At 67.1% G+C, this 26,359-nt stretch carries 30 protein-coding genes and 1 tRNA gene; 18 read left to right on the forward strand and 13 right to left on the reverse strand.

Annotation, left to right across the window (positions count from 1 at the left end; all coding sequences use genetic code 11):
* Positions 1–33 precede the first annotated feature (33 nt).
* Positions 34–519: a DUF5790 family protein gene (locus ACRYA2_RS06345; RefSeq protein WP_433625444.1), complete on the forward strand. Its 486-nt coding sequence runs from the start codon at positions 34–36 to the stop codon at positions 517–519.
* Here ACRYA2_RS06345 and ACRYA2_RS06350 read toward each other — a convergent pair whose 3' ends face one another.
* Entirely contained in the window at positions 520–1,257 is a 738-nt protein-coding gene (locus ACRYA2_RS06350) for a creatininase family protein (protein ID WP_433625446.1), read from the reverse strand.
* 197 nt (positions 1,258–1,454) lie between these two features.
* On the opposite strand from ACRYA2_RS06350, the gene ACRYA2_RS06355 reads away from it, so the two are divergent.
* Positions 1,455–2,063 carry a translation initiation factor IF-2 subunit beta gene (locus ACRYA2_RS06355; RefSeq protein WP_113276872.1) on the forward strand — a complete coding sequence of 203 codons (609 nt, stop codon included), beginning with the start codon at positions 1,455–1,457 and terminating at the stop codon, positions 2,061–2,063.
* Positions 2,064–2,079: 16 nt separating this feature from the next.
* On the opposite strand, the gene ACRYA2_RS06360 is transcribed toward ACRYA2_RS06355, so the two are convergent.
* Positions 2,080–2,307 carry a DUF7860 family protein gene (locus ACRYA2_RS06360; RefSeq protein WP_433625448.1) on the reverse strand — a complete coding sequence of 76 codons (228 nt, stop codon included), beginning with the start codon at positions 2,305–2,307 and terminating at the stop codon, positions 2,080–2,082.
* Between the two features lie 97 nt (positions 2,308–2,404).
* Between ACRYA2_RS06360 and ACRYA2_RS06365 the strand changes: the two genes are divergently transcribed.
* Entirely contained in the window at positions 2,405–2,623 is a 219-nt protein-coding gene (locus tag ACRYA2_RS06365) for a DUF8151 family protein (protein WP_433625451.1), read from the forward strand.
* A gap of 50 nt (positions 2,624–2,673) precedes the next feature.
* Positions 2,674–3,423: an NAD-dependent glucose-6-phosphate dehydrogenase Azf gene (gene azf, locus ACRYA2_RS06370; protein ID WP_433625454.1), complete on the forward strand. Its 750-nt coding sequence runs from the start codon at positions 2,674–2,676 to the stop codon at positions 3,421–3,423.
* 112 nt (positions 3,424–3,535) lie between these two features.
* Here azf and ACRYA2_RS06375 read toward each other — a convergent pair whose 3' ends face one another.
* The 3 genes from ACRYA2_RS06375 to ACRYA2_RS06385 form a co-directional block, all read right to left on the reverse strand.
* The gene (locus ACRYA2_RS06375; protein ID WP_433625457.1) at positions 3,536–4,711 is read right to left on the reverse strand and encodes a sensor histidine kinase; all 1,176 of its coding nucleotides are present in this window, start codon (positions 4,709–4,711) and stop codon (positions 3,536–3,538) included.
* Between the two features lie 122 nt (positions 4,712–4,833).
* Positions 4,834–5,451 carry a DUF309 domain-containing protein gene (locus ACRYA2_RS06380; protein WP_433625459.1) on the reverse strand — a complete coding sequence of 206 codons (618 nt, stop codon included), beginning with the start codon at positions 5,449–5,451 and terminating at the stop codon, positions 4,834–4,836.
* 510 nt (positions 5,452–5,961) lie between these two features.
* Positions 5,962–6,034, reverse strand: a tRNA-Arg gene (locus ACRYA2_RS06385).
* A gap of 123 nt (positions 6,035–6,157) precedes the next feature.
* Here ACRYA2_RS06385 and ACRYA2_RS06390 point away from each other — a divergent pair.
* From ACRYA2_RS06390 to ACRYA2_RS06400, 3 genes are all read left to right on the forward strand, one after another.
* A complete protein-coding gene (locus ACRYA2_RS06390) occupies positions 6,158–6,760 on the forward strand; it encodes a hypothetical protein (protein WP_433625461.1) in 603 nt (200 codons plus the stop codon).
* A gap of 91 nt (positions 6,761–6,851) precedes the next feature.
* Positions 6,852–7,520, forward strand: coding sequence for an NADPH-dependent F420 reductase (npdG, locus tag ACRYA2_RS06395; protein WP_433625464.1), 669 nt, complete (start codon positions 6,852–6,854; stop codon positions 7,518–7,520).
* 134 nt (positions 7,521–7,654) lie between these two features.
* Positions 7,655–8,101, forward strand: a complete 447-nt coding sequence (locus ACRYA2_RS06400; protein WP_433625467.1) for a metal-dependent transcriptional regulator — start codon at positions 7,655–7,657, stop codon at positions 8,099–8,101.
* On the opposite strand, the gene ACRYA2_RS06405 is transcribed toward ACRYA2_RS06400, so the two are convergent.
* Positions 8,098–8,511, reverse strand: a complete 414-nt coding sequence (locus ACRYA2_RS06405; protein ID WP_433625469.1) for a DUF5809 family protein — start codon at positions 8,509–8,511, stop codon at positions 8,098–8,100. The genes ACRYA2_RS06400 and ACRYA2_RS06405 overlap by 4 nt on opposite strands.
* A gap of 127 nt (positions 8,512–8,638) precedes the next feature.
* Here ACRYA2_RS06405 and ACRYA2_RS06410 point away from each other — a divergent pair, with 127 nt between their 5' ends.
* The 4 genes from ACRYA2_RS06410 (at position 8,639) to ACRYA2_RS06425 (ending at position 12,286) form a co-directional block, all read left to right on the forward strand.
* A complete protein-coding gene (locus ACRYA2_RS06410) occupies positions 8,639–8,962 on the forward strand; it encodes a DUF5789 family protein (protein WP_433625471.1) in 324 nt (107 codons plus the stop codon).
* A 197-nt stretch (positions 8,963–9,159) separates the two neighbouring features.
* On the forward strand, positions 9,160–10,662 hold the full coding sequence (locus ACRYA2_RS06415; RefSeq protein ID WP_433625473.1) for an alpha,alpha-trehalose-phosphate synthase (UDP-forming): 1,503 nt from the start codon (positions 9,160–9,162) through the stop codon (positions 10,660–10,662).
* Positions 10,659–11,516 carry a trehalose-phosphatase gene (gene otsB, locus ACRYA2_RS06420; RefSeq protein ID WP_433625475.1) on the forward strand — a complete coding sequence of 286 codons (858 nt, stop codon included), beginning with the start codon at positions 10,659–10,661 and terminating at the stop codon, positions 11,514–11,516. The genes ACRYA2_RS06415 and otsB overlap by 4 nt, the downstream gene beginning before the upstream one ends.
* A gap of 170 nt (positions 11,517–11,686) precedes the next feature.
* The gene (locus ACRYA2_RS06425) at positions 11,687–12,286 is read left to right on the forward strand and encodes a hypothetical protein (RefSeq protein ID WP_433625477.1); all 600 of its coding nucleotides are present in this window, start codon (positions 11,687–11,689) and stop codon (positions 12,284–12,286) included.
* 5 nt (positions 12,287–12,291) lie between these two features.
* Here ACRYA2_RS06425 and ACRYA2_RS06430 read toward each other — a convergent pair whose 3' ends face one another.
* The 4 genes from ACRYA2_RS06430 to phoU all read right to left on the reverse strand — a co-directional run bounded on the left by ACRYA2_RS06430 (position 12,292) and on the right by phoU (position 17,945).
* A complete protein-coding gene (locus ACRYA2_RS06430) occupies positions 12,292–14,250 on the reverse strand; it encodes an ABC transporter ATP-binding protein (protein WP_433625479.1) in 1,959 nt (652 codons plus the stop codon).
* A gap of 151 nt (positions 14,251–14,401) precedes the next feature.
* Positions 14,402–14,671 (reverse strand): DUF7538 family protein, encoded by a 270-nt coding sequence (locus ACRYA2_RS06435; protein WP_113276857.1) that lies wholly within the window; start codon positions 14,669–14,671, stop codon positions 14,402–14,404.
* Positions 14,672–14,820: 149 nt separating this feature from the next.
* A complete protein-coding gene (locus ACRYA2_RS06440) occupies positions 14,821–17,043 on the reverse strand; it encodes a CDC48 family AAA ATPase (RefSeq protein ID WP_113276856.1) in 2,223 nt (740 codons plus the stop codon).
* Positions 17,044–17,267: 224 nt separating this feature from the next.
* Positions 17,268–17,945, reverse strand: coding sequence for a phosphate signaling complex protein PhoU (phoU, locus tag ACRYA2_RS06445; RefSeq protein ID WP_433625482.1), 678 nt, complete (start codon positions 17,943–17,945; stop codon positions 17,268–17,270).
* A gap of 91 nt (positions 17,946–18,036) precedes the next feature.
* Here phoU and ACRYA2_RS06450 point away from each other — a divergent pair, with 91 nt between their 5' ends.
* The 4 genes from ACRYA2_RS06450 (at position 18,037) to ACRYA2_RS06465 (ending at position 22,236) form a co-directional block, all read left to right on the forward strand.
* Positions 18,037–18,567 carry a CBS domain-containing protein gene (locus ACRYA2_RS06450; RefSeq protein WP_433625484.1) on the forward strand — a complete coding sequence of 177 codons (531 nt, stop codon included), beginning with the start codon at positions 18,037–18,039 and terminating at the stop codon, positions 18,565–18,567.
* A gap of 352 nt (positions 18,568–18,919) precedes the next feature.
* Entirely contained in the window at positions 18,920–19,939 is a 1,020-nt protein-coding gene (locus ACRYA2_RS06455) for a phosphoribosylaminoimidazolesuccinocarboxamide synthase (protein WP_433625487.1), read from the forward strand.
* 88 nt (positions 19,940–20,027) lie between these two features.
* Positions 20,028–21,269: a Glu-tRNA(Gln) amidotransferase subunit GatD gene (gatD, locus tag ACRYA2_RS06460; RefSeq protein ID WP_433625490.1), complete on the forward strand. Its 1,242-nt coding sequence runs from the start codon at positions 20,028–20,030 to the stop codon at positions 21,267–21,269.
* 1 nt (position 21,270) lies between these two features.
* Complete coding sequence (locus ACRYA2_RS06465) at positions 21,271–22,236, forward strand: GNAT family N-acetyltransferase (protein ID WP_433625493.1); 966 nt, start codon at positions 21,271–21,273, stop codon at positions 22,234–22,236.
* 40 nt (positions 22,237–22,276) lie between these two features.
* On the opposite strand, the gene ACRYA2_RS06470 is transcribed toward ACRYA2_RS06465, so the two are convergent.
* The 3 genes from ACRYA2_RS06470 to ACRYA2_RS06480 all read right to left on the reverse strand — a co-directional run bounded on the left by ACRYA2_RS06470 (position 22,277) and on the right by ACRYA2_RS06480 (position 24,521).
* Positions 22,277–23,413, reverse strand: coding sequence for a DUF7972 family membrane protein (locus ACRYA2_RS06470; protein ID WP_472850123.1), 1,137 nt, complete (start codon positions 23,411–23,413; stop codon positions 22,277–22,279).
* Between the two features lie 69 nt (positions 23,414–23,482).
* Entirely contained in the window at positions 23,483–24,247 is a 765-nt protein-coding gene (gene surE, locus ACRYA2_RS06475) for a 5'/3'-nucleotidase SurE (RefSeq protein ID WP_433625498.1), read from the reverse strand.
* Between the two features lies 1 nt (position 24,248).
* Positions 24,249–24,521: a ubiquitin-like small modifier protein 1 gene (locus tag ACRYA2_RS06480; RefSeq protein ID WP_433625501.1), complete on the reverse strand. Its 273-nt coding sequence runs from the start codon at positions 24,519–24,521 to the stop codon at positions 24,249–24,251.
* Between the two features lie 188 nt (positions 24,522–24,709).
* Here ACRYA2_RS06480 and ACRYA2_RS06485 point away from each other — a divergent pair, with 188 nt between their 5' ends.
* The 3 genes from ACRYA2_RS06485 to ACRYA2_RS06495 are packed head-to-tail and all read left to right on the forward strand — an operon-like array spanning position 24,710 to position 26,320.
* Positions 24,710–25,351, forward strand: coding sequence for a hypothetical protein (locus tag ACRYA2_RS06485; protein WP_433625504.1), 642 nt, complete (start codon positions 24,710–24,712; stop codon positions 25,349–25,351).
* A 37-nt stretch (positions 25,352–25,388) separates the two neighbouring features.
* Positions 25,389–25,784, forward strand: a complete 396-nt coding sequence (locus ACRYA2_RS06490) for a DUF8135 domain-containing protein (RefSeq protein WP_433625507.1) — start codon at positions 25,389–25,391, stop codon at positions 25,782–25,784.
* Positions 25,781–26,320 carry a DedA family protein gene (locus ACRYA2_RS06495; protein WP_433625510.1) on the forward strand — a complete coding sequence of 180 codons (540 nt, stop codon included), beginning with the start codon at positions 25,781–25,783 and terminating at the stop codon, positions 26,318–26,320. Before ACRYA2_RS06490 ends, ACRYA2_RS06495 begins: the two co-directional genes overlap by 4 nt.
* The last annotated feature ends 39 nt before the right edge of the window (positions 26,321–26,359 follow it).

Below are 26,359 nucleotides of genomic sequence, written 5' to 3' on the forward strand. Positions count from 1 at the left end.
GGCTTTAAAGTACGTCCCGTCCAAGTGACGTGTATGAGTCAATCAACGTTCGACGACGAACTGTTCGGCGAAGCGGCCAGCGAGGTCCGCGAGGACGTCGAAAGGCACCTCGCGGCCGCCCGCGAGGAACTCCCGGACCCCGACGCCGTCTGGGAGGTGAACGCCGACAACACGCTCGGCACGCTCAACGCCCTCCGGTCGGCGCTGGACGCCGGCGACGCCGCCGACCACCTCCGGGACGCGAAGAAGTGGTACGCGATGGGCGAGCGCGCCGACGCCTTCGAGGACGCCGCCGACCTCGAGGCCGAAATCGAGACGCTCGACGGGGCCGTCGAGGACGTCAAGTCCGCCCGCGAGCAGGTCGGCGAACTGGCGAGCACGGTGCCGAGCCTGAAGAGCGCGCTGGAGGACCTCGACGCCGAGGCCGAGGAGGCGGCGGACGGGACCGACGAGACCGAAGACGACGAGGAGAGTGAGACGGCGAGCGACGCCGCCGAGGCGGAGGAAGACGAGGAGTAACTACCGGTGGTCGGGTCGGCCGACGTCCCGAGATTCGACCGCGTCGAGTAGCTTCGCCAGCGACTCGCCGGCCAGTTCCAGCAGTTCTTCGCCGCGCGCGTCGTCGCCCGCCGCCGGGTCGCCGACGACGCCGTTCTCCGTGAACTCCGCGCTGTCGTAGGCCAGGTTGGCGTACGAGACCCACTCGCCCCAGCCGTCGCTCGCGCCCTCGCGGGCCGCCTCGACTCTGTCCTCGCGAACGAGGTCCGGATGGACGTGGCGCAACAGCGCGGTTTCGAGCGGGCCGGCGTGACCCATGTCGCTGCTGTGGTCGCCGACCGCCTCGAACCAGGTGAACGGGACAGCGTAGGCGTCGTCGTGGCGCGTGACGGTTCCCGCCACCTCGCGCAGCGCCGCCACGTTACCGCCGTGGCCGTTGACGAGTACCACGCGGTCCCAGCCGTGGTGGGCGAGGCTGTCCACCGTCTCACGGACGTACCGCCGGAAGGTGTCCTCGCTCACCCACAGCGTCCCCGCGAACTGGCGGTGTTCCTCGCTCACCGTAACCGTCACGGGCGGCGCGACGACCACCTCGCCATCGTACCGCTCCGCACCGGCGTCCGCCACCGCCTCGGCGTTCAGCGAATCGGTCGAGAGCGGTGCGTGCGGACCGTGCTGTTCCGTGCTCCCGACCGGCAGCAGCGCGAGGTCGGTGTCCGCGTCGTCGGCGTCCGTCCACGTCGCGTCCGAGAGGTGCATACGCGTCGGGAGTGGCGGCATCGCCTTGTATGCGACGCCTCTCCGGTCGCCCGACACCGGACCCTGGAACCTCACGTCGCCCGACCCCCGGGTCGAACACGCTGCGATGCGGCCTGTACGGACCGTACTACCGGCCAGCGTGGCGAAACGCCGTACGAGAGAGGAAGGCCTTTCAGTGCAGGGACCGTTACAGGGATATGGATTACGACACAGCTCTCGACCGCGGCCTCGACGCGGTCCCCGAACTCGACGCCGACGACGAGCGATTCTCCTACCCGACCGCGACCGTCCAGAAGGACGGGTCGTTCACGCGACTGACCAACCTGGACGACATCGCGGACACCCTCTCGCGAGACCCCGAGCACGTCCACAGCGCACTCCAGCGCCAGCTGGGGACCAGCGGGACGCTCGACGAGGGCCGCGCACGCTACAGCGGGAGCTTCTCGACGCGGGACTTCGACGCGGCGCTCGACGCCTACGTCGACGAGTTCGTCCTCTGCTCGGAGTGTGGCCTGCCGGACACCCGCCTCGTGCGCGAGAACCGCAACCTGATGCTGCGCTGTGACGCCTGCGGTGCGTTCCGCCCCGTAACCAAGCGGAGCAACGCCCAGCAGCACCGCCAGCGCGAGTCGGTGGAGGAGGGCGACACCTACGAGGTCGAGATCACCGGCACGGGCCGGAAGGGCGACGGCGTCGCCGAGCGCGGCAAGTACACCATCTTCGTCTCCGGCGCGCGCGAGGGCGAGACCGTGACCGCCTACATCGAGAGCGTGAACGGCGACCTCGCGTTCGCCCGCCGGGTGTGAGAATCCGCTATATCGGTCACTCCGTCAGCGGGAGCAGGATGCCGAACACGAACGGCGAGAAGAGCATTGCGAGGATGCCGATCGCTTCCATGTCGGTGAACGGCATCGTCTCCCAGCCGGGCAGCGTGCCGTAGAGGGACGTCCCGACGATTTCGCCGAGCGCGCCGACCGCGAGCAACGACAGGCCGAGCAGGAACCCGTACTTCGTGAACGTCGGATAGTCGATGTCTCCGTAGCGACCCATGTACGATTCGTTAACGCGGACGAATAAAACGGTTGAGGGTTCGGACGATTCGCCGTCCGACGAAAGCTACTTGCGTCGGCAGCGCCGACCGGGAGGCATGTACGAGTCGCTGCTCGAAGTCGGAACGGTCCTGCTGTACGCCGCCGGGTCGCTTCTGTTGACCGGCGTCGGACTGATAGCGGAGTACGACAGCTTCCTGAACGCCACGTCCGGTGACCTGACGATGGCGGTGTGGTTCGCGTTCATGGGCACCGTCGCGCTCGTCGCGGGCGCGAACCTCGCGTACGACAAGGTCCTCGAGCCGAAGCTCTCCTGACCCGCCGAAACCGTGTCCTTCTTATCAGTCGTTTGCCTTCCTTCACCTGAATGGACGACCCCGTCCTGCTTACGGGTTCAGAGGGCCGCGTCGGGTCGGCGATACTCTCCGACCTCTCGGAGTCGTACGACTGGCGGCTGCTGGACCGCGAACCGCCGGCGGAGGAGCGGCCACACGAGTTCTACGTCGCGGACATCAACGACGAGGCCGCCGTCCGCGAGGCGGCCGAGGACGTCGGCGCCATCGTCCACCTCGCGGGCGACCCGCGACCGGAAGCGCCGTGGAACAGCGTCCTCCAGAACAACATCGACGGGACGCGGACGCTCCTCGAAGTCGCCGCCGACGTCGGCGTCGAGAAGGTCGTCTTCGCCTCCTCGAACCACGCCGTCGGCTCCTACGAGACCGACGAGCGCACGCCGGACCTCTACCGCCCTCACGACGAGTTCCGTCTCGACGGCAGCGAACTCCCGCGCCCCAGCAACCTCTACGGGGTGAGCAAGGCGACCGGCGAGATTCTCGGCCGGTACTACCACGACGAGTACGGCTTCTCCTTCGCCGCGGTCCGCATCGGCAACCTGACGAAAGGTCACCCGCCGAAGGACTACGAACGCGGGCAGGCGATGTGGCTCTCCTACCGCGACTGCGCGCACCTGTTCGACCGCTGTCTACAGGCCGACTACGACTACGAGATCGTCTACGGCATCTCGGATAACGACCGCAAGTACTACTCCCTCGAGCGCGCGCGGGAAGTGCTGGGCTACGACCCCCAGGACAACTCCGCCGAGTACAGCGACGAGTAGCTGCCCCGTATCTTTCTCCGCAGGCTGAAGAGTAATTTATCTAGACGTGAGTAGAGTGCACACTCACCCCTTGTGCTCGGTCAGCGGTAATCTGTCAATCACTACTCGACAGTCACGCCTCACTCACGCACTGTACGCCCTCGAACTCGAAGCGTGCCCCGCCATCGTCGCTCTCTACGAGACGCCAGTCCCACTCGTAGGTGTTGGCCAGTTCGGCCACGAACGTGAGTCCCAGGCCGGTGCCGTTCACCTCAGTGGTGTAGCCCGCCTGGAACACCTGTCCGCGCTTCTCTTCGGAGATGCCAGACCCATCGTCCGCGACGTAGAATCCCGTGGGAAGGTCGCCGACGTGGATGGTTACGTCAGAGCTACCGTGTTCCACAGCGTTCGTGAACAGATTATCGAGGAAATGCTGGACGTGGACCGGGTCGGCCTCGATGGCCTGGTCGGTTTCGACCACGAGGTCCGCCTCGTCGGTGGCCACAGTATCCCACGCCTCGGTGGCGGCGTCGGCCAACTCGACTGCCTCCCGGTCGATGTTCACGTCCGTCCTGCGCGCGATGACGAGCAAGATGTCGATGAGCTCTTCGATGCGGTCGAACGATTCCGTGATGTAGTCGACCGCGTCTGGGGCCGTCTCCGCTGGCAGTTCGTTGCAGTACATCTGGCCAATCGTGAGGGGATTGCGGAGTTCGTGGGCGAGCAAGCTGGCGAACGATTCGAGCCGGTCGTTCTGGCGCTGGCGATCGAGTTCGGAACTCACCCAGTTGCTGAGTAGCTCGACGAACGTCACGTCCCAGTCGGAAAACTCCTCGCTCCGTGGCTCCATGCCGTAGAAACAGAACGTCCCATAGATATCGCCGTCCACGGTCACTGGTGCACCGAGGTAACAAGAGATACCCCACGTCGGGTCCGCTAACTCCGGGGCCTCCGCCTCGACGTCCTTCAGGACGAGGGTCTGTTCGGTTTCGACGACGTGTGCGCAGTTCGGTAATTCCGCAAGCGGCACGGTGAACCCCGACTGGAGGTCGACATCGTCTGGCACGTCGACTGTCTCGAAGATGTACTGGTCGGCGTCTTGGTGAACGCGGGAAACCGTCGCGTAGTCCGTTCCGATTGCCTCCCGAACGACCTGCAGGAGTTCCTCGATCTGCTGGGAGAACGACCGGTCGGGGTCCGCGATGATTTTGTAGGCGCGGCGCATGGCGCGCTCGCGCGACCGGAGTCGATGGGCCTCCGCCGTTGAGGCGTCCGCAGGTGAACTGTCTGGCTCTTTCTGGTCGCTCATTGGGGACAGTCAACCGGTCAAGTTACATAAATTGAGTGGAGAAGTGTGACGAGAGATACGCATCACGTATTGGCCATAACAGTTCCTCGAATTACGGGAGAGAAGAACGCCGGAGGTCGGCGTCACTCGAACAGACCCTCGACGTCGCGCTCGCGATGCTCGCGCTTGCCGACGTGGTCGCGGAGGCGCTGGAAGACGATGCCGCGGTTGGCCTCGTCGCGCGCGAAGTCCATGACGAGCGTGACGAACGGACTGGTCGTCCGGCCGTCCTCCAGGTCGGCGCGGCCGAACTCCCGGGCGCGCTCGACGACGGTTTCGTCGTATGCGTACTCCTCCGCAAGCACCTCGGCCGCCACGCCGGCCGCCGGGAACTCCAGGTCCTCGGGCATGACGGTCGCTCCCCCGTGGGTCAGCGCGGGCGGACGGACGCGCTCGACGTGCTCCGGGTCGGCGGCGACGGCGCGGAGGTACGCTCGCACCGTGCCGACGTTCACGTCCCGGTGGTCCGGCGGCAGGTCGGCGAGGTACGCTGCGCCGCTCTCGGCGAGACCGTGGACGCCCGCCCAGTTGTCGCCGTAGGCGTGATGGACGGCTGCGGTGAACTGGATGAGTCCGTGGAGAAATCGCTCGTCGTCGATTCCGCGGTCGAGGTCGAGCCAGCGATCCTCCCAGGCGTCGTGGGCGGCGTGGTACTCGCCCGCGTTGAAGATGGCGATGCCGGCCCGGAGGTGTGTCTCCATGCGAAGTCGTACTCGCCGCGGCGAGAAACCCCTTGGGGAGCGACGGCGACGACCGCCGGCGGCCGACGCCTGCGGCTATCTGACGAACGGACGAAAGAGCGAACGAATCAGGCGCGAAGCTTCTTGGCGGCCCACTTCTTGAAGTCCTGTGCGAACAGTCGGTAGTTGACGATTTTACTCATACACGAGTTAATATTCGAGCGGTGCGTAAAAGCCCTACGGTCGAAGACAGGTTTGACTTGCCACACCGTGACAGACCGACGGCGGCGACGACTCCTCTCGTCGACGAAGTCCCGTCGAAGGCTATTTCAAGCCGTATCGAAGGAAAATAGGCGAGGGCGTTCCGTGCGCCGTCGACGGCAAGGACGCCACCGAGGCAGGATCCGATATCTGACACTACCGGCGAATCTGTCAGGGTCGTACGTTACGTGAGGCCCGACCGGTCACGGCGGGCCGGTCAAGAGGCGAGGGAGAGAAGCGACGCTGCTGGTCGTCTGGTTTCGGCAGAAACGTCCTGACGGAGATTTGAACTCCGGTCCCTGGCTCCGCAAGCCAAGAGGATAGTCCACTACCCTATCAGGACTCATCTCCACGTATGGCGGTTCTGGTTATAGGGCTTGCGATGTGGGTGCGCCGTGTGTGGGTAACTCAAATCGCTACTTTCGCTACCGCGAGCGTTATGGGAAAACCTGCCGTCTCGCCACGTATGCGGCGACGAGAAGTACTGAAACGAACCGGTGCGGCGGTAAGCGTCGGTCTGCTCGGGGGCTGTCTCGACCGCTACCGTAGCGCGCCGGCTGGCAGCGACCCCGACGGAGGCACCGATACGACCGACGACCCCGGGACCGGCGAGGGGACGTCGGGAACGACCGACGGGGACGCCCCCGAACTGACGGACCGCTCGCTCGAACTGGTCGACGCGGGCTGTGGAGACCCCGACGGCCGGGCGTCGGTCCGGTTCCGGCGGTCGGCCGGCACCGTGGTCGTCGACGGAACGATAAGCGCAGACGACCCCTGTCACGTCGCCCGGATCGTCGGGACGGAACTGGACCCGAAGACCGGCGAGTTCACGGTCCGGGTCGAGACGGAGGTGAGGCAGACGACCGGGACGACCGCCTGCGTCCAGTGCGTCGGCGCTATCGAGTACCGCGCCACGTTCGCGTTCGACGGCGGGCTTCCGGAGTCGGTGTCCGTCGTCCATCGCGGCGTCGACGGCGCGACGACCGTGACGATGGCGGAGTCCGGCACGAAAACGAGGTCAGCGACGACCGAATCGGAGACGGCGACGGGGTCGGCCACGACGGAGTAGCGGTCGCGTTCGAGGAGGCGTCGAGCCGCCGGAGCGTGGGCGAGAACGCCGGTTTCGCAGAACTTAACCTCGTACCGGAAGACTCCCCGGTATGCGAATCGCACTGCTGGGCGGTACCGGCGACATCGGTCAGGGACTCGCGCTGCGATGGGCCTACGACACCAACCACGAGGTCGTCATCGGCTCGCGCGACCCGGAGAAAGCCCGCGAGAAAGCCAACGAGTACGAGACGGAGCTGTCGAGCGTGGGCGTCGACCGCTCGATAAATGGCTTCGCCAACGAGATGGCGGCCGACCGCGCCGACGTAGTCGTCCTCGCGGTTCCACCGTACTACGCCCGCGACACCGTCGAGAGCGTGGCGGACCGCCTCGACGACGTGGACGTGCTGGTCACCCCCGCGGTGGGGATGGACCGCGACGAGGACGGCTTCCACTACGAACCGCCGAGCGCCGGTAGCGTCACGGAACTCGTGGCCGGCGCCGTCCCCGAGGACGTCCCGGTCGTCGGCGCGTTCCACAACCTCTCGGCGGACCGACTCGCGAACCTCGAACTCGAACTGGAACAGGACACGCTGCTCGTCGCCGACGACGGGGACGCGAAGGAGACGGTGCGGATGCTCGCGGAGGGCATCGAGGGGCTGCGCGCGCTCGACGCGGGCGGGCTGGCCAACGCCGCCGAGGTCGAGAGCGTGACGCCGCTGCTCATCAACATCGCGCTCAACAACGAAGGGATGCACGACGTCGGCGTCACGTTCGAGTAGCGCCGGCCGACGAGCGGACGGCGAGACGCGTCCTCCGTCTGCAGCACCGAGCAAAGCGAACGCGCGAGGACGCCCGACGACGTAAAGAGGTGGGAGCAGATACTTATGCGGCCCGCGCGTAATGGGCTCCAACTATGACGGAGGTTTCGGCGAGCGTCGGACGGTATCTCGGCTACATCCACCTCGTCTCCGCCGAGACCGGGCGTCCCGTGAAGACCGGTGAACTGGCCGACGCGCTGGACGTGCAGGCCGCCAGCGTCACCGAGATGCTTGCGACGCTGGAGGAACGGGGGCTCGCGGTCTACGAGAAGTACGAGGGAGCGACGCTCACGGGCGAGGGCGAGCGTCTCGCCCGGGAGCAACTGTGGAAACACTGCGTCGCCGAGAACTTCCTCGCGGACGACCTCGCGCTGGACGACCCCGGAGAAGCCCAGGAGATCGGTCACGCCCTCTCGGACGAGGTGGCCGCGAGCCTGCGCGAACGCATCGACCACCCCTGCGACGGGCAGTGTAGCGCACCCGACCAGGAGTACAGCGAGTGCTCCAACGAGGTGCAGACCGACCTCTCCCGCGACGATTAGTCGAGCAGATCGCGGTACACCTTTCCGAACGCCTGACGCTGGAGCGTCGCCACGGCAGCGCGCTCGCGGTCGTGGTAGGTCGCGGCGACGACCGTCTCGGCGGCGGGGGCGACGTGCCATGCGACGTGCTCGACGTTCCGGCTCCCCTCCTCGCTCACCTCGTACTCCGGGGGCACGGCGTCCTCGAACTCGTCCCTCGTTCCCGTCCGCACTTCGAGCAGCGACGCGAACAGCGCGTCGCGGGCGGTCTCGACCACGTCGCCCGTCACGCGCTCGTCGTACTCCGCGCGGTCGAACCGCATCGCCTTCGCCGTCTCCTTGACGACCGTCTGGGCCGCCGGGCCGACCTGTTCGTACCGCTCGCGCGCCGCCGCCTCGTCGTCCGGCGAGAGCAATCCGTGCGTCTCCATGGCCGGGCGTTCTCGCGCCGGCGACTACTGGTTTTCGTCTCCCGTTCACCGGGCCAGTCGCCACGAATCGCACCGCGGGAACTGCTCGGCCAGAAGGATTTACCCGCAGTCGAACGTCGTTTCACCCATGACAGATGACGAAGAGCCGGAACGCGAAATGGGAGTCCAGCTCGGGGACCTGAGCGACGAACTGGAGAGCGTGGACTATCCGGTGTCGGCCGACGAACTCGTCTCGGAGTACGGCGACCGCGAGATCGAGTACGGGGGCGGGTCGGAGACGCTCGAATCCGCGCTCGGTCCGCTGAACGAGGACTACGAGTCGGCCGACGAGGTCGAGCAGTCCATCCTCAACATGGTCGGGAGCGAGGCCGTCGGTCGCCAGAACTACACCGACCGCGGTGCCGGACACCACTCCGACGGCAAAGAGGACCCCGACGCCGAATCGTTCTGAGGCCTCCTTTCTCGACCGGTAAGCGCGGCATTCGACCGCTAGCCGGAGCCCGATATCTCGGTAATCGCCCCTTGCCACCGTTCAGACCGTGCGAACAGAGATGAACGAGCGACTGCCTTATTCGGTGCAGCGAGGAATCACCTGTAACAGATGAGGGGTGAACACGGATCCGGGGAGCTCCCCGTATATCCGCCGCTATGACAGGGAACGCACCGACGACCGAACAGGTGTCGTCCTTGCTCGACGACCGTGACCTAGTGGTCGTATCGAATCGGGAACCGTACAGTCACGAGTACGAGGACGGCGAGGTGACCGTCAGCCGACCCGCGGGCGGACTCACGTCGGCGCTCGACCCGGTGATGCAGTCCGTCGGCGGTACCTGGGTCGCGTGGGGAAGCGGCGACGCGGACCACGCGGTCACCGACGAGGGCGGCCGGGTGGGCGTGCCGCCAGAGTCGCCCGCCTACACGCTCCGGCGCGTCCCGCTGTCCGACGAGCGCGTCGAGGGCTACTACTACGGCTACAGCAACCAGGTGCTGTGGCCGGTCTGTCACCTCGACACCGCGAAGGTGAACGCTCGCGAGGAGTTCTGGCAGCAGTACCGGGAGGCGAACCGAGCGTTCGCCGACGCCGTCTGCGGAGAGGCCGGCGACGACCCAGTGGTGTGGTTCCAGGACTACCACCTCGCGCTCGCTCCACGGTTCGTGAAGGCGAACCGGCCGGACGCGTTCTGCATGCAGTTCTGGCACATCCCGTGGCCGTCCCGAGACGTCTTCCGAGCCTGCCCGCAGTACGAGCGACTGCTGGAGGGGCTGCTCGGCAACGACCTCGTCGGCGTCCACACCGACGCCTACTGCCGGAACTTCCTCGACTGCGCGGCGGCGCTGCCGGGAGCGACCGTCGACCGGGCGACCCGGAGCGTCGTCTACGACGGCCACCGGACGTTCGTCCGACCGTTCCCGCTCGGCGTGGACGCCGATCACCACCGCGACCTCGCTCGCTCCGACGCCGCGAGCAGGTTCTGGCGCGAGTTCGGCGACCGCCACGGCCTCGCCGACGTCGCCGTCGCGCTCGGCGTCGAACGCCTCGACTACACGAAAGGCATCCCGGAGCGACTCGCGGCGCTCGAACGGCTCTGGGAGACGCGCCCGGCGTGGCGGGGCGAACTCACCTACGTCCAGAAGGCGAGCGTGAGCCGCGGCGAGATTCCGGCCTACCAGCGCCTCCAGGAACGGGTGCGGTCGGAGGTCGAGCGCATCAACGACCGCTTCGCCACGGACGACTGGCAGCCGGTGGTGTACGTCGAGGACCACCTCCCCCAGACCGGCCTCGCCGCGCTGTACCGCGAGGCGGACCTCTGTCTCGTCAGCGCGCTCCGGGACGGCATGAACCTCGTGGCGAAAGAGTTCATTGCCTCGCAGGTGCAAGACCCCGGCGTACTCGTGTTGAGCGAACTCACCGGCGCCAGCGAGGAACTGGGCGAGGAGGCACTGACCATCCACCCCCGCGACACGCACGGGTTCGCCGACGCCATCGAGCGCGGACTCCGGCTCCCGTCGGACGACCGCAGCAGGCGAATGTGCGAACTGCAGCGGCAGGTGCACGCGAGCGACGTGTACGCCTGGCTCGACGCGCAGTTCCGCACCGTCCGGGCGATTCGTCGCGGGCGCCAACGAGCGACGCCGCCCCGTGGCCGATGACCGACGCGACGAATCCGCTCGGCGAGCACCTCTACGCCCTCGTCGACCGACTGCGCGAGGCTGACGGACTGCTCGTCCTGCTCGACTTCGACGGGTCGCTCGCTCCCATCGTTGAGGACCCCGACGCAGCCGCGCTCCCGGACGAGACTCGGGAGGCCGTCGTCGACCTGCGTGACGCCCCGAACGTCCAGGTCGGCATCGTCAGCGGCCGCCAGCTGGCCGACCTGCGCGAGCGCGTCGACGTCGACGGCGTGGCCTACGCCGGCAACCACGGACTCGAACTCTGGGCGGACGGCGAGGAGCAGGTCAACCCGACCGCCCGGGAGCTACGCGAGGACGTCGACGCCGTCGTCGAGACGGTCGAGTCGGAACTGGCCGACGTCGACGGCGCGTTCGTCGAGGATAAGGGCGTGACCGCAACCGTCCACTACCGTCGCGCGAGCGAGGACGCCGTCCCGGACGTGAAAGACGCGGTGCGGGAGGCCGCGGTCGACGTCGACGACGTGCGCGTCACCGCCGGCAAGTCGATACTGGAACTGCGGCCGGACGTCGACTGGGACAAGGGCCGGGCGACCGACTGGCTCTCGGATCGCTTCGTGCCCGACGACGAGGAGTGGCTCTCGCTGTATCTCGGCGACGACCGGACCGACGAGGACGCCTTCGACGTGCTGACGGACGCTGACTCCCCGGGGATGGGCATCAAGGTCGGCCACGAACCGCCGACCGTCGCGGAGTACCGCGTCGACGGCCCCGTCGCCGTCCACGCGACGCTGCGGTGGCTGGTGGACTACGGCCTCTCGTTCCTCGACGCCGAACCGGGCGAGCACCCCCGGTCCAGTCGCCCGACGGAGTGAGACCACCGCGTCGCTCTCCTCCCCGTAACTCGAAGTTACGCTCCCGTCTCGCCCGGCGACCGTCGGTACCGACGCCGGCGACGTATCGGTAACCGCGCGACGACCGCGTCGAACGGTCTGAACGGACTGTGCCGTTTATCGACGGATTTGGAGTACGAGCGTACTGTACCATGGCACCCGAAGACGACGCGACCGAGTCCGGCGAGGGCGACGAAGAGCGAACCGAGACCGACGAGGAGCGCCAGCGTCGAATCGCCGACGCGGCCAGCGAGCGAGGCGAGGCGGAGCGAGAGGGACGACGCCGTCCGGACACGTATCGACCGCCACTGGGGTACCCCCAGCAGCGGACGAACGCCTACGGCGGTCGAGGCGGGAGCGGCGGGTACGGGGTCGACGAACCCCAGCAGCGCGGCTGGCAGCAGGTCCCCCGCCGGCAGTTCGGCGGACGCGAACCGGAACGAGGTCGACGTGCAGGGGCGGGCCGCCGCGAGTCGGCATCCGCCCCCGAACGTGGGGAGGGCGACGAACGCGAATCCGACGAGTCGGAGGCCGGACGGAGCGAGGACGAGGGGGAGGAAACAGAAGAGGAGGAGACGGAGATTCCGAAGTACGGCGGCCCGTTCGAACCCGACTGGCAGTCCCGGCGTCGATGGGGACGCAGCGAGGCAGAACTGCGGTCGTACGAGTACCGCATCGACCGGGCGCTGGAACGCCAGCGCGACCTCCAACGGAACAAGAGCGGCCAGCCGTACCACCGCGGTCGGCGGTAGTGCCGTCAGTCGTCGCCGGCTTCCGTCCGGGCGGTGCGGCGCGCGGCGCGCTCGATGAACTCCTCGGGGAGTTCGTCTATCTCGCCGGCCTGGACGCCCCAGAGGTGAGCGTAGAGCCCGTCGTCTTCGAGCAGGTCCGCGTGCGTGCCGCGCTCGACTATCCGTCCACCCTCGAGGACGACGATCTTGTCGGCGTCCTTGATGGTCGAGAGGCGATGAGCGATGGCGAACGTGGTGCGGTCCTCGGTGAGTCTGTCCAGCGAGCGCTGGATGAGCATCTCCGTCTCCGTGTCCACGTCGCTGGTCGCCTCGTCCAGGACGAGGATGTCGGGGTCTTTCAGGATGGCTCGCGCGATGGAGATGCGCTGGCGCTGGCCGCCCGACAGCTTCACGCCGCGCTCGCCGACCTCGGTGTCGTAGCCCTCCGGCAGGTTGGTGATGAACTCGTGGGCCTCTGCGGCCTTCGCCGCCTCGACGATGTCCTCGTCGTCCACGTCGAACGTGCCGTAGGCGATGTTCTCCCGCACCGTCCCGTAGAACATGAACGTGTCCTGGCTGACGTAGCCGATGGCCTGTCGCAGGCTCGGCAGGCTCACGTCCCGGAGGTCGGTGCCGTCGATGCGAATCGCACCCTCGTCGACGTCGTACATCCGCAACAGGAGCTTGAGGACGGTGGACTTGCCCGCGCCGGTGGGGCCGACCAGCGCGAGGGTGTCGCCGCCGTCGACGTCGAAGGAGACGTCCTCGACGATGGTCTCGCTCTCGTCGTAGCCGAAGGTGACGTCGTCGTAGACGACCTCGCCGTCGTCAACCACGAGGTCCTCCGCGTCGGGGTCCTCCTTGATGCGGCTCGGCTCGTCCATCAGTCCGAAGATGCGCGCGCTGGAGGCGTAGGCGCGCTGGTACATGTTGATGATGGAGCCGAACTGCGCCATCGGCCAGATGAACCGCTGGGTGAGCAGCATGAACGTGATGAACTCACCGGCGCTGAGGTCGCCCGTGAAGAGCCACGGACCCGCATCGTTGAGCACCCACAGCCCGCCGACGATGAACGTCAGCGCGAAGCCGAGACCGGAGAGTATCTGGAGCGACGGGAAGAACTTGATGCGCGTGACGATGGCGCCCCAGTTGGAGTCGAAGTAGTCGTTGGAGACGTCCTCGACGCGGTCGGACTCGTAGGTCTCGGTGTTGCTCGTCTTGATGACCTGGATGCCGCCGAGGTTGTTCTCCAGCCGGGAGTTGACCCTGCCGACCGCCGAGCGCACGTCGGCGTACTTCGGCTGGATTATCTCGATGAACTTGTAGGTGAAGGCGGCGATGAGCGGCACCGGCACCATCGCGACGAGCGCGAGCTGCCAGTTGATGCCGAAGAGGATGGCCGCGATGGCGACCACCATGACGCCCAGCCGGAACGCCGAGTTCATCCCGTCGTTGAGGAACCGTTCGAGGCGGTTCACGTCGTTGGAGAGGATGGACATCATCTCGCCGGTCTGCTTGTCGGCGAAGAAGTCCATGTTCAGCCGCTGCATCTTGTCGTACGTGTCCGTCCGGACGTTGTGCTGGATGTTCTGAGCGAAAGAGTTCCAGCCCCAGTTGCGCGCCCAGTGGAACGCCGCGCCGAACGCGAACGCGAGCCCCACGACGACGACGGAGAACCAGAACTGGGCATCCACAGTCGCCGGAGCGATCCGGGCGGCCAGGCCCTCGGACATGAACGGCACCTGTCCGGCGAGCGCCTGCGAGTACGGAATCGTCCCGTCCTCGGCGAACAGCGCGTCGATGGCGACGCCGAGAATGATAGGCGGCAGCAGGTTGAGCACCCGGGCGAAGATGCTCGCCACGACGCCCGTCACGAACGCGAGCTTGTTCTCGGCCCCGTATTCGAGGAACAACCGCCGCATCGGATTCTCCGCCTGCTCCTTCTGCTCCTCGAAGGGGTCGTCTTCTTCATCGTGAATGTCCATTATCGAGACAGAGAGGCCGCTCGATTGATAAGAGTTTCCTACGAATCGAAACAGTGGGAGATGCGACAGGAGCGCTTCGCCGGCGGAGTCGATGGCTCTCCGACCAGTGACAAAAGTCTGACGTTCAGTGCAGGACGTGACGCCCCGGGCGTCACAGCGGCCGGTCTTCGATGGCGGGGTCGAGGCCGGCGTCCGCGAGGTCCTGGCGCACGCGTTCGCGCAGGGGCGTCGGCACCGTTCCGCGCCCGACGGGAACGGCCGTCTCGCCGTCGCCTTTCACCTTCCAGTAGAGCACGCACTCGCTGGGGTCGTAGTACTCGATGCTGTAGTAGTCGTCCGCGCCGCGGTAGTGGACGCGGGCCGCGAAGCCCTCGACCTGCCAGCCGTCCTGTTCGGCGAGTCCGTCCAGCGCGTCGTCCATACCTCGTCGCTGGGCCGCGAGCGTGGTAGCCGTTACGGAATCGCCGGCGGGAACCGCGCTCTCGACCGGGCGCAGAGACGCGTCCGATGCGGCCGCTCGTCACGAACCGACGGAAGAAAGAACGAAGCTGCCGGGACGACGGACTCCGGTTACTGGAAGCCGATGCGACCGCTGGTCCGGCGCTGCGGGCCCGACGAGCCGCCCTTGAACTCCTGTTCCATCTGCTCGTAGTAGTCGAGCAGGTCCTCGGTGATGGTCGCGCGGACGCTCTCCATCGCCGAGCGGAAGTGTCGCATCTCGACCTCCTCGGCGTCGTCGTCCTCGCGCAGCGCCTGGATGGCCGCCTCGCGCCCGATGGATTCGAGGTCGCTTCCGACGTAGCCGTCGGTCATCTCCGCGAGTTCGCGCAGGCTCACGTCCGGTGCGAGCGGCGTGTCGTCCGTGTGAATCTTGAGGATCTGCTCGCGGCCGTCCGTGTCCGGTTCGCCGATCATCACGAGACGGTCGAACCGACCGGAGCGGATGAGCGCCGGGTCTATCATGTCCGGGCGGTTGGTCGCACCGATGACCATCACGTCGCCGGCCTCCTCGAGTCCGTCGAGTTCCGTCAGGAGCTGGTTGACGACGCGCTCGCTGACGTTGCTCCCCATCTCCTGGCTCCGACTGGGGGCGAGGCTGTCGAGTTCGTCGAAGAAGATGACGGTGGGGCTGACCTGCCGGGCCTTCCGGAACGTCTGGCGAATCGCCTTCTCGCTCTCGCCGACCCACTTCGACAGTAGTTGCGGTCCGCGGACGCTGATGAAGTTGGCGTTCGTCTCGTTGGCGACCGCCTTCGCCATCAGGGTCTTCCCCGTGCCGGGCGGGCCGTACAGCAGGACGCCGCTCGGCGGGTCGATGCCCATGCGTTCGAACTTCTCCGGCGAGGACAGCGGCCACTCGACGCTCTCTTTGACCTCCTCCTGGGCCTCTTCGAGGCCGCCGACGTCGTCCCAGGAAATCTTGGGGAGTTCGACGAGGACCTCCCGCATCGCGGAGGGTTCGACCTCGTTGAGCGCGCCGTGGAAGTCCTGGCGCTTGACGATCATCCGGTCGATGAGCGACGGCGGAATCGACTCCTCGTCGAGGTCTATCTCGGGCAGGTAGCGCCGGAGCGCCTTCATCGCGGCCTCCTTGGTGAGGCTCTCGATGTCGGCGCCGACGAACCCGTGCGTGTCGTTGGCGAGACCGCCGAGGTTCACGTCGTCCGAGAGCGGCATCCCACGCGTGTGAATCTGGAGAATCTCCTTGCGCCCCGACTCGTCCGGCACGCCGATCTCTATCTCGCGGTCGAACCGGCCGGGACGGCGCAGCGCCGGGTCGACGGAGTCGACGCGGTTCGTCGCCGCGATGACGATGACCTGGCCGCGCGCCTCGAGGCCGTCCATCATCGTCAGCAACTGGGCGACGACGCGGCGCTCGACCTCGCCGGTCACGTCCTCGCGCTTCGGCGCGATGGAGTCGAGTTCGTCGATGAAGATTATCGAAGGCGCTTCCTCGGCCGCGTCCTCGAAGATTTCACGGAGTTGCTGTTCGGACTCGCCGTAGTACTTCGAGATTATCTCCGGCCCCGCGATGGAGAAGAAACTCGCGGAGGTCTCGTTGGCGACCGCCTTCGCCAGCAGCGTCTTCCCCGTGCCGGGCGGGCCGTGCAGGAGGACGCCCTGCGGCGGCTCGATGCCCAGTTTCTGGAATATCTGGGGATGCTTCATCGGGAGTTCGACCATCTCCCGGACCCGCTGGATTTCGTTCTGCAGACCGCCGATGTCTTCGTACGTTATACCCCCACCGGTCTTCTCGAAGCCCGATATCGGCTCTTCCCTGAGTTCGACGTCGGTGTCTTCCGTGATGAGACACACCCCCTCCGGTTCCGTCTCGACCGCGATGAGCGGAATCGCCTGACCGGGCGAGCGCATGAACGGATGGTTCGTACTCGACATGACGGGCACGATGTCGCGCTCGACGACCGGCCGTTTCAGTATCTGGCGTTTCACCATGCCAGCCGCGTCGCTACCGAACTGGACGCTCGCTTCCTCCGGGGGCGCGAGCACCAGTTTGTCGGCCTTCTCCGCTTCGGCCTTGCGGATTTCGACGCGTTCGCCGATACCGACGTCGGCGTTCTGGCGCGTGAAACCGTCTATTCGCACGGTATCGGTGTTCCAGTCCTGACGGTCTGCACGCCAGACCTTCGCCGCCGTGGTGTCGGCACCTTCGATCTCGATGATGTCTCCTGGACTCAACTTCAGGTGCAGGAGCGTATCAGGATCGAGACGGGCGATACCGCGTCCCGAGTCGTTCGGGTACGCTTTCGCCACCTCTAGTTGCACTTCGTTCATGGTTTTACACTCGCGGGGATGTTCGTGGGTCGTGGTTCGCGAGGCATAAGCCCTTTGTTACCGGGGGTTTCGACCAGAGAGTCACCCGATATCGCCGGACTCATCCTGCGTTCGCTACGGGTAATTACGTGTTGGCCCTACAAAGGGATAGTGGTGTACGTACGGCGCTTTCAAATCGGCTCCCGAATCGACGCGCCGGAGCGGTGCCGCGCAAACGCGCCGACTCAGTAGATGAGTTCGTCGTCGTTCTCTATCATGTACAGCGTCCGGGCGGCGATGTTGACCGCGTGGTCGCCGACGCGTTCCAGGTCCCGGACCGTCAACAGCAGCCGCGAGACGTCCTGGAGCAGTTGCTCGACCTCCTCGTCGGAGTTGGCCTCCAATTCCGTCTCGATGAGGTCGCGGACGACGAGTTCGCTCGCGCGCTCACAGAGGGCGTCCAGTTCGTCGTCCTGCTCGGCCACCGCGTAGCAGTCGTCCGCGTTCTCGGCGTCGTACGCGGCCATCGCGTCCTCTATCATCGAGAGCGCGAGGTCGCCGAGCGCCTGGACGTCGACCTCGGGGAACACGTCCTTTTCCGCCTGGAGCGTGTACTCGCCGAGGTTCACCGCGAGGTCGCCGATGCGTTCGAGGTCCGTGATTATCTTGAACGAGGCGGCGATGAGCCGGAAGTCGCTCGCGATGGGTTCGTGCAGGCGCAGCAGGTCGATGCAGTCGCTCTCGATGTCGAGGTAGAGCTGGTTGATCTCGTGGTCGGTGTCGATCAGCTCGTCGGCCAGTTCCGTGTCTTTCTGTTCGAGGGCGTTCAACCCCTTGCGGACGCGCTCCATGACGAGTTCGCTCATGTAGAGCACGTCCTCTTGCAGTTCGAGGAGACCCTCCTCGTAGGACGTTCCGGGCATACTTCCTCTTTACCGGAGTCGAGTGATGAACCTTGTGGAGGGTCGGGGAACGGACACAAGAGCTTACACGCATCCTCGCCTCCCCCCGAACATGGCAGTCACTGCTCGCGACCTGATGACGACGGACGTGGAGACAGTTAGCCCCGACGACGACATCAGCGAGGTGCTGACGCGTCTCGCCCGCGCGGAGTTCAACGGCTTCCCCGTCGTCGAGGACGGAGACCTCATCGGCATCGTCACCCAGAGCGACCTCGTCGACCTGTTCCAGCCCAGCGACCGGACGCTGTGGATTCCCATCGGCTTCCCGCCGTTCCTCGAGAGCCTGGAGTACGCCATCGACCTCTCGTGGGACGAACTCGACACCGGCATCGACCTCGTGAGGAACGCCGGCAAGCCCGTCCGGACGGTGATGACCGAAGACGTCGTGACCGTCGAGCCGGACGACGACCTCGACCACATCCTCGACCTGCTGGCGGACGACGAGCGCGACATCAACCGTCTGCCGGTGGTGGAGCGCGCGGAGCGTGGCTCCGCGAACGGGTCGAACGGTGACCTCGTCGGCATCATCGCTCGCCAGGACGTGCTCCGGACCGTCCGCGACGAGCGCCGGGCGTCGGAGTAGAGCCGGCCGCGCTCGCCGCTCGGCGGTCGTCGATTCAGGAGAGCAGTGATGCGGGATGCTAGCTCGATGCACACCCATGAACCACCGTTTCGACGGAGGTTCGCAGGGTATTTGTTCCCGAATGCATATAAATCTTTGCTGAGATGAAGGCGGCGACCGGGCGGCGACGCGTCAGGCGGCGCACTGCCGACCGAACCGGGCAGCGTTCCCGTCGCCGTCGCGACACCGAAGTCGCGTGGACTCCGTCGACCGGCCGGCCATCCCACGTTCGTGCACAGTACTCCCCGTGCCGAGACGACGGTTCAGCACGGAGATGGAAACTACTTAGTCGGGTCACGGCAACTCCACCTGCATGACGAGTGTCAAGGAGTTCCGGGTCGAACGCGAGCCGACTCCGGACTCGCTCGGGCAGGGGGCGTTCGTCTTCACCGACGACTACTCGGTGTTCGACTGGGGGAAGATGCCGGACGAGATTCCCGACAAGGGTGCGAGCCTCTGTACGATGGGGGCGTTCAACTTCGAACTCCTGGAGGAGGAGGGCGTACCCACCCACTATCGCGGAGTCGTCAGCGACGGGAACGTCGTCTCGGTCTCGGACACCACGTCGCCACCGACGGAGATGGCCATCGACCTCACGCAGGTGCCGAACCTGCCGCGAGAGGGTCGGAACTACGACTACGAGATGTTCCACGGCGCGGCCGACGACAACTACCTCGTCCCGCTGGAGGTCGTCTTCCGCAACAGCGTCCCCGTCGGCTCCAGTCTGCGGCGACGCACCGACCCCGAGGACCACGGACTGGACTTCCCGGAGTGGCCCGATGGCGCGGTCCAGCTGGAAGAGCCTATCGTCGAGTTCTCGACGAAGTTCGAGGAGAGCGACCGCTACCTCTCCCGCGAGGAGGCCGACCGCATCGCGGGCGCCGCCGACGTCGACGAACTCGAATCGGTCGCCCGCGAGGTGAACCGCGTCGTCACCGAGCGGGCCGCCAAGGCCGAACTCACCCACGAGGACGGGAAGATAGAGTGTCTGTACTACGAGGGCGAGGTTCGCGTCGCCGACGTGGTCGGCACGTTCGACGAGAGCCGGTTCACGTTCCACGGCCAGCCGGTCAGCAAGGAGTTCCTCCGGCAGTACCACAAGCGCGAGCAGCCCGCCTGGGCCGACGCGGTAGCGGACGCCAAGGCGGAGGCGAAGCGCCGCGACGTCGCCGACTGGAAGTCGCTGTGCGACGAGCGGCCCGCGCCGCTGCCCGACGAGGTCGTCTCGGCCGCCCGCGACCTCTACGTCGCCGGCACCAACGCCTACGTGGGCCGCGAACTGTTCGACGCGCCGCCGCTCGACGAGGCCGTGATGAACGTCTCCGACCTCTGACGTCGGCCAGGTGTCGGCGCGGACGCACGCTCGCACCGAACGACCCGGAACGGGGGGATTCAAGTCTGGCGGAGCGTAACTCCGAGACATGAACGCAGGGGACCGCGTCCGCGTCGAGCGGGCGGACCAGACGTACGAAGGGGTGCTGTTGCCCTCGACGACGCAGGACCACCTCGTCGTCAAACTCGACGGCGGGTACAACGTCGGCGTCGACCGTGAAGACGCGTCGGTCGACGTGCTCGAATCGGACGTCTACGAGATAGAGGAGGGCGAGACGAGCGAGTCGTCGGTCGTGGAGTTCGACGACGACCTGCCGACGATATCGCTCATCAGCACGGGCGGCACCATCGCCTCCACCGTGGACTACCGCACCGGCGCGGTCACCGCACAGTTCGACGCCGAGGACGTGCTCCGGGCGGTGCCCGACCTCGCCGGTCGCGCGAACTACCGCGGCCGCGTCGTCGCCAACATCCTCAGCGAGAACATGACGCCGGACGTGTGGCAGGACCTCGCTCGCGCCGTCCACGAGGAGATAGAGAACGGGGCCGACGGCGTCGTCGTCATGCACGGTACGGACACGATGCAGTTCACCGCGAGCGCGCTCTCCTTCATGCTGGACACCCCCGTTCCGGTCGTGTTCACCGGGAGCCAGCGCTCGGCGGACCGGCCCTCCTCGGACAACGTGATGAACGCGGTCTGCTCGGTGGAGGCCGCCAAGTCAGACGCCGCCGAGGTGATGGTCTGTATGCACGCCTCCGAGAGCGACGACGTCTGCGCGCTCCACCGCGGTACCCGCGTCCGGAAGAACCACACCTCCCGCCGGGACGCCTTCGAGACGGTCGGTGCGAAACCGCTCGGCGAGGTCGACTACGACACCGGCGAGGTCGCGTTCCGGCGCGAGCACGACGAGCGCGGCGCAGCAGACCTCGCGCTCGCGGCCGACGTCGAGTCCGATGTCGAACTGCTGAAGTTCACGCCCGGTACGGACGAGTCCGCGCTCGACCTCGCGGAGGGGAAGGCCGGCCTCGTCCTCGAAGGCACGGGCCTGGGGCACGTCCACTCCGACTGGGCCGACCGCATCGCGGACCTAGTCGACGACGGTACCACCGTGGTCATGACCAGCCAGTGCATCCAGGGACGGGTCTGCGACCGCGTCTACGACACGGGACGGGACCTGCTCGACGCGGGCGTCGTCGAGGGGGAGGACATGCTCCCCGGCACGGCGAAGGTGAAGTTGATGTGGGCGCTGGCGAACGCCGGCGACCCCGCGGCGACGATGCGGGAACCGCTCGCGGGCGAGATACGCGAACGGTCGGTGCCCTGGGAGTGAGATGACGGGCGCGACCGTCGAACTCAGGGAGGCGACGCACGACGACTTCGAGGCGGTCGCCGAGTTCACCCGGGACACGTGGCCCGAACGTGACGGCGGCGACTACATCCCCGACGTCTACCACGACTGGATAGAGGGCGACGACAAGCGAACGGTGGTCGCGGACGTCGTCGAACGGGATTCGACGGGCGGTCGGGGGTCGTCCGACGAGGTCGGCGACGCCATCGCCGGCATCGCCCAGGGCGTCCTGCTCTCGGACTGGGAGGCGTGGGGCCAGGGGATGCGCGTCAACCCCGCGTTCCGCGGCGAGGGCGTCGGGATGCGCATGACGCGCGACCTCTTCGACTGGGCGCGCGAACGGGGAGCGACGGTCCTCCGGAACATGGTGTTCTCGTGGAACGTCGCCGGTCTCGGCCAGTCCCGGGCCACCGGCTACGACCCCGTCACCGAGTTCCGGTGGGCGACGCCCGACCCGGACCCGGACGCCGACCCGGCCCTCGACGTGACCGCGGACCCGCGGGCGGCGTGGCGCTACTGGACCGACAGCGCGGCCCGCGAACATCTCGCGGGGCTGGCGCTCGACGCTGAGGAGTCGTGGGCGGTCTCCGAACTCACTCGCGAGGACCTCCGCCGGGCCGCCGACGAGGACGGTCTGTTCGTCGTCCAGGCCGACGGAACGAGGGGGCTCGCGTATCGCGTCCGAGAGTACGACCGCGAGGGCGACGACGGCGGCGAGGAGAGGTGGGTCGAGTACGGCGTCGGAGCGTGGGCGGACGTCGACGCCGCCCGGAGCCTATTCGCCGCCGTGGCCCGGGACGCCGCCGAACGCGGCGCGACCCGGACGCGGATGCTCGTGCCCGAGACCACACGGTACGTCAGCGACGCCGCCTACTGCCGGACGGGGGTCGCCGACGAACCGGACTTCGTGCTCGCGGCCGACCTCACTGCCGACCACCGTCGTCGATAGCGTCGAGTCCGGCGACGGGGTGACCCCGTCGGTTCCGGACTCAGTCGTCAGCGGTGGGGGTTTCGGGGTCCGTTATCTCCCAGTCGTCCTCGTTCTCGTGTTCCCAGTCGAACTCGTCGATGGCCGCGCCGCGTTCGAGGATGAACGGACCGGCGGCGAGCGTGTTGAGCGTCACCGTCACCGCACGGATGACGTACGCGGTGAGGATGACGAACGGCGCGAGCGCGACCATGTACGCGAAGCTGACGAACAGCGGGAGCGGCGGGATGCTGAACGCGCGCCAGATGGGGAGCGCCATCTGGCGCGGGAAGAGCCTCGCGTCCAGCGCCAGCAGGACGTAGGACGTGAACACGATGGCCGGCAGTGAGACGTACAGCAGGCGACTGGAGAGGCGCGCGAGTTCGCGCTTGTAGTACAGCGACTTGAAGTACTCGCGGCCGGTCGCGAAGAATTTCAGCGTGTCGACGAGGTCGTCGATGGCCTCGGCTTCCTCGTCGTCGAGCTGGTTGCGGTACTTGCGCTTGAACCGGCGGGCGGCGTGGAGCTGGCGCGAGTAGTCGTAGTTCAGGCCGGCGAGCAACACCTTGAACGTGCCGAACTGAGCGTCCGCCAGCGTCTCGCCGGCACGTTCGGCGTCGGCGGTCACGCGGTCGGCGAACGCCCTGGCCTCCTCGCGGAACTCGCCGTCGTCGCTGTCTTCGGCGATGTTGGCGAGCGCCATTGCCTGCCGGTCGATGACCTGGAGGATGGCGCGGAGGAACTCCGCCGGACGAGCGGGGCTCACGTCCGATTTCATGAACTGGTCGATGCGGTCGCGGTACCGAATCGAGGCGTCGATGCGGTCGCGCTGGTCCTCGATGTCGGTGATCTCCTGAGAGAAGACGATGGAGTTGATGGAGACGACGATGGAGACCAGCAGGATGATACCGCTCAACAGCGTGTTGAAGAGCGTCTGCACCGTGTTCGTCTCCGTCAGCAACCTCCGCATGTCCACCCCGGTTCCCTGAACCGACATCACCAGGAGGACAGCGAGGACGCACAGTAGCAGAAACAGCGTCACGGAGGTACGCCTGCCGAGAAGGAGAAACCACCTGCTAATCTTCTTGAAAATCGACCTTCGGTCTCTCATCTCCGATTCCGGGAAGAGAGACTCGAAGGAGTGGTCGTCAGGATTCATATTTCTCGTTCTATTTTACTCGTAGCGAGGGGTAAGGGCTTCTGGTTTACATATCATGCCGACAGTCGTCTACGCGAAATCGTCGGCGATATCGGCGAGCGTCTCCATCTGGCGCGTTTCGTGACCGACGCCGAGCGGCGAGACGCTGACCTCGCCGTCGGCCAGCGCGCGACGGTCGGTTCCAACGGGGTCGTCGAGTTCCTCGGGGCGGTCCGGGCGCAACGGGTCGTAGAAGCAGTCCCGGAGCGCGAGTTCGTCGCCGTCCTCCTCGACGCGGACGTCGAAGTCGCTGGTCGGCCGGGTGACGCGGAGCGGGGGACGCTCGTCGGCCACGGGCACGTTGACGTTGAGGTAGGTGCGGTCGGCGAGCGCGTCGGCGCGCTCTACCAGGAACCGCGCGACGTCGGCCGCCGGGTCGAACTCCCCGTCCTCGAACTCGCGGTTGCCGACGACCGGGTCGTACAGCGAGACGGCGACGCCCGGCACGTCGAGGAACGCCGCCTCCTTCGCGGCGCTGACCGTCCCGGAGCGTCCGAGTTTGTGCGCGCCGACGTTGGGACCGTCGTTGACGCCCGAGACGACCACGTCCGGTTCCGGGGCGAGCGTCCGGAGGCCGACCGCGACGCAGTCGCAGGGCGTTCCGTCGACGACGACGCCGCGGTCGCGCTCCTCGACCCCGACCGCGTGGGAGTTCGCCCGACCGACGCCGCTGCGGTCCTCGGCGGGGGCGACGACCGACACCCTGGTCACGGACGGAGCGGCGGCGAACTCGTCGTACAGCGCGTCCAGACCGGGTGCTCCGACGCCGTCGTCGTTCGTCAGCAGGACGTGCACGTCACCCTCCGCTCACCGGCGGGAACAGCGCGAGTTCGTCGCCTTCTTCCAGTTCGGTCCCGAGACCGTCCTCGTTCGCCACGTTCGTCCCGTTCCGGAGGAGGTTGACGTGGTCGCGTAGCCGACCGTTCTCGACGACGCGTTCGCGCAGCTCCGGACGCGCTTCCAGCAGCGCGTCGAGCGCGTCGCCGACCGTGTCGCCCGGTTCGGCGTCGACCGCCACCTCCTTTCCCCCGGCGACGTCAGCGAGGTCCGCGAAGAGCTTCCACTGCATGTCTCTTCGAACGGGACGGTCCGGCAAGTTCCTTTCCTTCCAGTGGGGAGCGACGAGCCGCGGTCGCGTTCCCACCGGAGGGCCGCGAGAGGTCGTCGAGCGTTCGACGGCGACGCGTCCCGCGTGGCGGGGAAACCTCACCAACCGAACAGTTAAGTCGAGCGTGTGAGAAGAACGCAAGGACTCGAATGGCGAGCGAAGATCCGAAGCAGGCGTCTGACGGAGAGGGCCTCCGAGAGGAGTTCGCGGCGAAGATAGAGGACGTTCGCGAGCGCGTCATTCAGGTCAAGCGCGAAACGGACGCGAAAGCTCCCGCCGACCACGGCCATCCGGACCTCCGGGACGACGTCGAGGACCTCCGGACGGCCGTCGCCGAGGTCGAAGAACTTCGCGAGCGGGTGGTCGAGAACCGCGACCGTATGGACTCCGGCTTCGAGAACTACGAGGAGGTGCTCTCCTACCTCACCGAGACGACCGACGAACTGGAAGAACGCCTCGACGTGCTCGCGACGGCGCTGGTCGGCGTGCGCGACCGCACCCGGAAACTCGCCGTCGACGAGGAGAAGCGGGCGGCCGTCGCCGAACTGGCGCGCACCGCGAACCGCAACGGCGTCGAGACCGCCGTTTGCGAGAGCTGCGAGCTGAGCGTCACCGTCTCGCTGCTGTACGAACCCGAGTGCCCCCACTGCGGTGCGTCGTTCGGCGACCTCCGGCCGAAGGAGGGCTGGTTCGGTTCGTCGACGCTGCTCGTCGGCGACCCGCCGGCGCTGGAGGGGGAGACGCTCGACGACGACGTCGACGACCTGCTGACGGAGGACGACGAGGAATGACCGACGGAGGTAAGTCTCCCGGGGAGGTAACGGGAGCGTGAGCGACGACGAAGAGCCGCTGGCAGACCTCGCCGCGGAGGTCGACGGCCGCCGGGACCGCGAACGCGAGGCGGACGACGACGCGTTCACGGAAGTCGACGTGGCGGCGATCGACCGCGAGAAGCTCTGGGCCGACCTGCGGGGCGAAACCGCCCCGGACCGGACCGCGGCCGGAGAGGCGGACGACGACGACCGCGACGTCCGGACCGTCGACAAGAGCATCTGTCACGGCTGCCCGCATTTCGGCGACCCGCCGGCGCTCCGCTGCACCCACGACGGAACCGACATCCTGTCGGTCGTCGACAGTGGACGGTTCCGCGTGGCGAACTGTCCGGTGGTCGTCGAGGAGTCCGAACTCGACCTCGACGCGATGGAGTTCGACGCCCGGGAGTGAGCGTCGCCACCCGCGACACGATGAATTTCGCCAACACGATACTGGAGTTCGTCCACCAGTACGGCTATCTCGCGCTGCTCGCGTTCGCCTTCCTCGAATCGTCGATGCTGTTCCCGTTCGCGCCGAGCGAACTCGTCGTGCCGGCGGCGGCGGGCATCCTCGTCCAGGGGCCGCTCTCGTTCGCCCTGTTCGTCGCGGCGGCGACGGTCGGGGCGACCCTCGGCGGCCTCGTCCCCTACCTCCTCGGTCGGGAGGGCCACGAGGCGGTGGACCGCTACGGGCGCTACGTCCGCGTCTCCGACGACGAGGTCGACCGCGGGGTCCGGTGGTTTCGCCGGTGGGGCGAGACGGCGGTGTTCTGGGGCCGACTGCTGCCCGTCCTGCGGTCGATAATCTCGATTCCGGCCGGGTTCGCGGAGATGGACCGCTGGCGGTTCCTCGCGTACACCGCCGGGGGAGCGGCGCTGTTCAACGCGATAATCGCCGCGCTCGTGTTCTTCGGTCGCGACGAACTGCTGCACGCCCTGCCGACGTGACCGCCGAATTCGGCGGCGGCGGTGGGCGGAGAAACTCCG

The sequence above is a fragment of the Halomicrococcus pelagicus genome (assembly GCF_050954125.1).